Source organism: Vibrio sp. 1401 (assembly GCF_033340295.1).
Window position 1 is genome coordinate 1 of the sequence record NZ_JAWOWF010000084.1, and the last position, 7118, is coordinate 7118.

Below are 7118 nucleotides of genomic sequence, written 5' to 3' on the forward strand. Positions count from 1 at the left end.
CTGAAACTCAGTATATTGTTTAATAATTATTCAATTTCGGACGACTTGGTTTTCTGTCCGAATTACGCAACAAAGCCACGTGCAAGTAAAGAACGTTGGCATCATTGAAGACGAACGAATGAACGATGCATTTTTAGCTATATGGTTATCACCCAACACAGAATTTCCGAAACTCCGAAAACAATTGATAGGGCAGGTTAGATAGTGCTTAAACGAATTTTTAAATCAGCGACTTTAGTGGCAGCTGTTTTTCTTTCGGCATGTTCCGCAGACATTGATAATTACCGCTCTTCTACACCGACTTTTGACGTATTCGGTTATTTCGAAGGCGACATAAAGGCGTGGGGGATGGTGCAAGATTATACCGAACAGCAAACCCGTCGCTTTGAAGTCGATATAGTGGGTACTGTAGAAGGTGATACGCTGACGCTGGTGGAAGACTTCGTGTTTGATGACGGAGAGGTGGACCAGCGAATTTGGGTTATCACTAGATTAGAAGACGGTAGTTATGAAGGTAAGGCAGACGATATTATAGGTGTAGCAACAGGGGAAGAGCAGGGCAATGCGCTACAGTGGCAATATGACTTTGAGCTACAAATGGAGGATTCATCAGTGACGGTTGCTTTTGATGATTGGCTTTATCGTCAGGATGACAGACACGTTTTCAATCTAACGAAAATAAAAAAGTTTGGTGTGGAAGTAGGAACAATAACCTTGTTCTTCCAAAAGCAGCCATAACAAATGGGGCTGATCTTCAATTAATAATCCATTCCATATAACTAAAATTATTTTCTCCCGACCGAACTCTCCTAACTAAAAAAGGTTGACGCTTTCGCGTCAACCTTTTAGGTATCTGGTCGTTACAGGAGGATTACAGCTTATCTGTCAGCTCGATTGCTTGACCGATATAGTTCGCTGGCGTCATCTCTTTCAGACGTGCTTTCTCGTGCTCAGGAAGCTCAAGACCGTCGATGAAGTTACGCATTGCTTCGCCGTCAACACGCTTACCACGAGTTAGCTCTTTTAGCTTCTCGTATGGCTTCTCGATGCCGTAACGACGCATTACCGTTTGTACTGGCTCTGCTAGTACTTCCCAGTTCTTGTCTAGTTCAGCAAGAAGCGCTTCACGGTTTACTTCTAGCTTGCTGATGCCTTTAAGCGTAGAAGTGTAAGCGATGATTGCGTAGCCAACACCAACACCAAGGTTACGTAGAACTGTTGAGTCAGTTAGGTCACGCTGCCAACGAGAGATAGGCAGTTTCTGTGCTAGGTGGCCGAATACAGCGTTCGCAAGACCTAGGTTACCTTCTGAGTTTTCAAAGTCGATTGGGTTAACTTTGTGAGGCATTGTTGAAGAACCGATCTCACCAGCAATAGTTTTTTGCTTGAAGTGGCCTAGTGCAATGTAACCCCAAACGTCACGGTCGAAGTCAATCAGGATAGTGTTGAAACGAGCGATAGCGTCGAACAGCTCAGCGATGTAATCGTGCGGTTCGATTTGAGTTGTGTAAGGGTTCCAAGTTACGCCTAGAGACTCTGTGATGAACTCTTCAGAGAACTTGTGCCAATCTAGCTCTGGGTAAGCAGAAAGGTGTGCGTTGTAGTTACCTACTGCACCGTTGATTTTCGCTAGGATCTCAACGTTTTCGATTTGCTTGAATTGACGCTCCATACGGTACGCCACGTTTGCCATTTCTTTACCCATAGTAGATGGAGAAGCAGGCTGACCGTGTGTACGAGATAGAAGAGGAATGTCGCGGTATTCCACTGCTAGTGCTTTGATAGCGTCGATCAGGTTACGGATTTCTGGAAGAATCACGTTCTCACGCGCTTCTTTAAGCATTAGAGCGTGTGATGTGTTGTTGATGTCTTCAGAAGTACATGCGAAGTGGAAGAACTCGTTTACTGCGTGCAGTTCAGGAACGTCTGCTACTTTCTCTTTTAGGAAGTACTCAACCGCTTTTACGTCGTGGTTAGTTGTACGCTCGATCTCTTTGATACGGCGTGCATCTTCTTCAGAGAAGTTTGCAGCAAGGTCGTCTAGGAATTGGTTTGCTTCTGCGCTAAACGCTGGCACTTCTGCAATTTCAGCAGTAGCAGCAAGCTTTTGTAGCCAGCGGATTTCAACGATAGTACGGTACTTTAGTAGACCGTATTCACTGAAAATTTCGCGTAACGCAATTGTCTTGCTTCCGTAACGGCCGTCTACTGGTGAAACAGCAGTCAATGCTGACAGTTCCATGATGTTCTCCTGAATTGGGTTTCTAAATTTCGTGAGCTTTATACCAATAACTGTGGCAATTGTCACGAATATTGCGCAAACGTTTGCGCGAGATTTGTTTTAGTCGAAAAAAATGAGCTCGCGATAAACGCGAGCTGCTTATTTGATATTTTACTACAGACGAGCAAGAAGGATTTGTGCTTGCTCTACCATCTTCTTGCGCCCGAAGATTAGGTGGCGACGCTTACCACCAACTTGACGCCAAAGAACTGCACTACGAATGCCAGATAACAACAGCGCACGAACTTTGTGTTGGCTTGCCGTCTGCTGCAGTACAGATGGCGTGCCCGTTACTTGAATGCGTGGGCCAATAGGGCTAACGACATCCAGATAGATGCTCGCTAAATTGCTGATCATTTGATCGTCTAGTAGCTCAAAGTGCTCTGACTGACGCTTGGCCATTTGAATACGATCGCCAAGCTGAGACATAGCATCGTTACGAGAGCTTAACTTACGTTCTAACGCCATTAAACTAATAATGTAACGAGTAATTTCACTGCCTGATGGTGTGCTATCAATCCCTTTAACCAAGCATTCTAGGCCGAGCTTTAGATCGGCTTCGCGACCGAATACGCCAACTGTGTTAGCAGGGTTCGTGCTCAAAATAGCGTTGATTGATGTTTCAAAAGCATCTTGATCACAATGTCCGTTTCTCGCTACCTGTTGAACTAAAGCAACAGCTTGGCAAATCCCAGCGAAAGCGATAGTACGGTCATAAAGTGTATTCGCCACGTAACGACTCCTAAGCTTGAGAATATTTAATGCGTTGCTCGATGATGCCGCCACCTAGGCACACGTCACCTTTGTAGAACACTGCTGATTGACCTGGAGTTACAGCAATTTGTGGCTCGTCAAAGATAACTTTAATGTTTTCATCATCGATAGGGATGATTGTACAAGGAATATCTTCCTGACGGTAACGAGTTTTCACTGTGCACTTCATAACATCGCGAATTGGCTCACGATCTACCCAGTGAAGTTGTGATGCAAGTAGACCTTCTGATTTTAACATTGGATGGTCTTTACCTTGAACGGCAATCAAAACGTTACGTTCTAGATCTTTCTCACCAACGAACCATGGGTCCTCGTTACCACCGCCGCCTTTACGGCCACCGATGTGTAGACCTTTACGCTGACCAAGCGTGTGGTACATCAGGCCTTGATGTTGACCAATCACTTCGCCTTCAGGTGTTTCGATGTTGCCTGGTTGAGCTGGAAGGTAGCGACCTAGGAATTCAGTAAACTTGCGTTCGCCGATGAAACAAATACCCGTAGAGTCTTTCTTCTTCGCCGTGATTAGATCTTGCTCTTCCGCGATGCGGCGTACTTCTGGCTTCTCTAGGTCACCAACAGGGAATAGGCTACGTGCGATTTGCTCGTTGCTTAATGTGTACAGGAAGTAGCTTTGATCTTTGTTGCCATCTAGACCACGTAACATTTGTGTTTTTTCACCGTTTTCTGGGAAAGAGCGACGCACATAGTGGCCCATTGCAATGTAATCAGCATCAAGTACTTCATCAGCGAATTCTAGGAATGCTTTGAACTTGATTTCTTTGTTACAAAGAATGTCAGGGTTCGGAGTACGGCCCGCTTTGTATTCAGCAAGGAAGTACTCAAATACGTTATCCCAGTATTCGGCAGCAAAGTTGATAGTGTGTAGGTGGATGCCTAGCTTGTCACATACTGCCTGAGCGTCAGCAAGATCTTCTGCCGCTGTACAATATTCTTCGTTGTCATCTTCTTCCCAGTTCTTCATGAAAAGGCCTTCTACTTGGTAGCCTTGCTGCTTTAGAAGATACGCGGAAACAGATGAATCAACGCCGCCGGACATACCGACGATGACTTTCTTTTGGCTGTTATCAGACATTACTAAACACCACTTAAATAAACGGGATGCAGATTCTATCAGAATCCACAGACCGGTGACAGATCCGAGATCGAAATCACAATTCGTTTCGCTGGATTTTTCTTCAACAAAGATTCGAACGAGTAATTTCGCAAGTATAGAAGAGGTATATATGGCATAGTTGGCCAAAATCCAAGAGGAAACATCAAATGACAGAAGAAAACCAATTTATGCAAGAAAGTGAGTTGATTGAAATTGTTGAAAATCAGCTCGAAGATGGTAACCCGCTTAAAGTAAAAGAAACCCTTATGCGTTTAATGATGACTGGCACACCACGTGAAGATGCGGTTGCGATGATGGCATGTGCGATGTCAATTGAGATTTTTGATGTAATGAAGAATGAGGGTGAGTTCAACCTAAAGCGTTATAGCGAGAACCTTGAGCAACTACCAGATCTCAGCTTTATGGAAGGTGAATAAGCCACCTAAAAGAAAAAAGTAGTCAGCAAACGTTTGCTATAATCGCTTTTATTGCTGCTTTATTATTAGCGGTATAGAATCCGCTCTCCTTTTCATCCCCTTACTCAGACTGACAATATGAAATTTCCTGGACAACGCAAATCGAAGCACTATTTTCCTGTTCATGCTCGTGACCCGCTGGTGAGCCAAGCACAAGAAAGCAAGAAGATGACGCGCACTCACATCATTGGTATTGACCAAACCTTGGTTGATATTGAAGCAAAAGTTACAACGGATGTGATTGAAAAGTACGGTCTGAGTAAAGGTCACTCTCTGGTTATCGATGACGAAAGAGCAGAAGAGTTATACCAGCAACTGAAAGAAGAGAACTTGATTACCAATGAGTATGCGGGCGGTACAATTGGTAACACGCTACATAACTACTCCGTGCTAGCGGATGATCGCTCCACACTACTTGGAGTGATGAGCCAGGATATTAAGATTGGCAGCTACGGTTACCGTTATCTTTGTAATACATCAAGCCGCATGGATTTGAACTACCTACAAGGTGTAGATGGTGCAATTGGCCGTTGTTTTGCTCTTATCACAGAAGACGGTGAACGTACTTTTGCTATCAGCGAAGGGCAAATGAACCAACTCCATCCTGATAGCATTCCAGAGAAAATCTTTAAAAATGCATCAGCACTTGTACTGACGTCATATCTAGTACGTTGCAAAGACGGCGACCCAATGCCGGAAGCAACAATGAAAGCGATTGAGTACGCGAAAAAGAATGATGTGCCTGTTGTTCTGACTTTAGGCACAAAGTTTGTTATTCAAGATGATCCTAAATATTGGCAAGAATTCATTCGAGATAACGTTTCTGTCGTTGCGATGAATGAAGATGAAGCAGAAGCTCTGACGGGGGAATCTGATCCACTTGCTGCGTCTGATAAAACATTGGAGTGGGCTGATCTAGTATTGTGCACGGCGGGTCCTGTAGGTCTATTTATGGCTGGGTATACGGAAGATAGCGCGAAGCGCGAAACTTCTTTGCCATTACTTCCAGGGTCAATTGCTGAATTTAATCGTTATGAATTCAGTCGTCCGGCGAAAAAAGACTCATGCGAGACGCCAATAAAAGTGTACTCGCATATCTCGCCATATATGGGTGGCCCAGAAAAAATTAAGAATACAAATGGCGCAGGTGATGCCGCGTTATCTGCTGTTCTTCATGATATGGCAGCAAATAAATACCATAAAGAAAATGTGCCTAATTCAAGCAAGCACAGTAACGAGTATTTAACTTACTCTTCTTTTTCTCAAGTCTGCAAATACGCAAACCGTGCTAGCTACGAAGTTCTCGTGCAACATTCACCACGATTGTCGCGCGGACTTCCTGAGCGAGAAGATAGCCTAGAAGAAGCATACTGGGAACGTTAATACGAAGCGGTTTAATTAACTATTCTGTAACTAAAGTAAAAGGCACATTAAGAAATGTGCCTTTTTTATTTGTAATGGTTTAAATAAAAAAGGCTCCCTATGGGAGCCTTTTAAAAATAGCACGGATCTAGATTAGGAACTCATCCAGAGATTTACCTGCATCAAGTTGCTCTTGAATCGCCGAAGGTGTACGACCTTGGCCAGTCCAAGTTTTCTCATTACCGTTTGAATCTGTGTATTTGTATTTAGCAGGGCGAGGTGCGCGCTTCGCTTTGCCTTTCGTCTTAGTTTCGCCAGATAGCGCAGTAATAAGTGCTTCCACGTCAATACCGTCTTGAGCGATTTTCTCAGCAATCTCTGCAAGCTTAGCTTCTTGCTCTGCTTGTGCTGCGCGTTCTGCTTCTTCTGCTTCACGACGCTCATCTACGACAGTAGTGAGTTTATCTAGAGCTTCTTCCAATTGTTCTAGAGTCAGCTCACGAGAAAATGCACGAAGGCTACGGATATTTAGAAGGGTTTTAGTCAGCTCTGACATAACGATTCCTATTAAAAGGTTAATGTGTTGGGCACTTTTTATCGTTACGATTAAATAATGCCAATCTATAAATAAACAAAGAGTCCTTATATTTAACTTTATCTTTTCCTTATGTGCAAATGCTAAATCAAGATTTTGTTTAAATTTGACTATTTTTTAAAGCAATTAATATTATTACACTCGAAATAAATCATTATTAGATGAGAACTAAAATCAACAATCATTATTGTATAGAGAGAGTGACAGCTTGGTTTTTTATAAAAAAATTTGAGTTATTACTTAAAAATATGAAGCATCCATCTTTAATGGTGTGTCATATATCCTTAATTTATTGATATAAGATAAACCATGATATTTCTAAGGTAGTAATAATGTTTCATAAATAACATGATTGATGTGATTTCAGTTGCACAAAACTTATGGAAGTAGGCAAGGTTTATAAATTATCTCAGCCATTATTTATTTGTTTAATTTAGTTCCCGAATTCAACTGCGAAGTGCGACACTCGCTAATATCAAGCAGCCAATGCCATTTCTTTAAATACAATTGCTGGCT

At 42.8% G+C, this 7118-nt stretch carries 7 protein-coding genes; 3 read left to right on the forward strand and 4 right to left on the reverse strand.

Translation table 11 applies throughout. The annotated features are described in order from the left end of the window. Nucleotides 1–204 precede the first annotated feature (204 nt). Nucleotides 205–738, forward strand: coding sequence for a DUF3833 domain-containing protein (locus R7Z77_RS23360; protein ID WP_005378200.1), 534 nt, complete (start codon nucleotides 205–207; stop codon nucleotides 736–738). Between the two features lie 133 nt (nucleotides 739–871). Here R7Z77_RS23360 and purB read toward each other — a convergent pair whose 3' ends face one another. The 3 genes from purB to mnmA form a co-directional block, all read right to left on the reverse strand. Further along, the gene (gene purB / locus R7Z77_RS23365) at nucleotides 872–2242 is read right to left on the reverse strand and encodes an adenylosuccinate lyase (protein ID WP_005378198.1); all 1371 of its coding nucleotides are present in this window, start codon (nucleotides 2240–2242) and stop codon (nucleotides 872–874) included. A 153-nt stretch (nucleotides 2243–2395) separates the two neighbouring features. Beyond that, nucleotides 2396–3013 (reverse strand): high frequency lysogenization protein HflD, encoded by a 618-nt coding sequence (hflD, locus tag R7Z77_RS23370; protein WP_005378194.1) that lies wholly within the window; start codon nucleotides 3011–3013, stop codon nucleotides 2396–2398. A 10-nt stretch (nucleotides 3014–3023) separates the two neighbouring features. Beyond that, entirely contained in the window at nucleotides 3024–4148 is a 1125-nt protein-coding gene (gene mnmA / locus R7Z77_RS23375; RefSeq protein WP_054576398.1) for a tRNA 2-thiouridine(34) synthase MnmA, read from the reverse strand. 188 nt (nucleotides 4149–4336) lie between these two features. Between mnmA and R7Z77_RS23380 the strand changes: the two genes are divergently transcribed. Together R7Z77_RS23380 and R7Z77_RS23385 are read left to right on the forward strand one after the other, a co-directional pair. After that, nucleotides 4337–4606 carry a hypothetical protein gene (locus R7Z77_RS23380; protein ID WP_054729125.1) on the forward strand — a complete coding sequence of 90 codons (270 nt, stop codon included), beginning with the start codon at nucleotides 4337–4339 and terminating at the stop codon, nucleotides 4604–4606. A 117-nt stretch (nucleotides 4607–4723) separates the two neighbouring features. After that, the gene (locus tag R7Z77_RS23385; RefSeq protein WP_005378187.1) at nucleotides 4724–6028 is read left to right on the forward strand and encodes an inosine/guanosine kinase; all 1305 of its coding nucleotides are present in this window, start codon (nucleotides 4724–4726) and stop codon (nucleotides 6026–6028) included. Nucleotides 6029–6155: 127 nt separating this feature from the next. On the opposite strand, the gene R7Z77_RS23390 is transcribed toward R7Z77_RS23385, so the two are convergent. Continuing rightward, nucleotides 6156–6563 (reverse strand): H-NS family nucleoid-associated regulatory protein, encoded by a 408-nt coding sequence (locus R7Z77_RS23390; protein WP_005378185.1) that lies wholly within the window; start codon nucleotides 6561–6563, stop codon nucleotides 6156–6158. Nucleotides 6564–7118 lie beyond the last annotated feature (555 nt).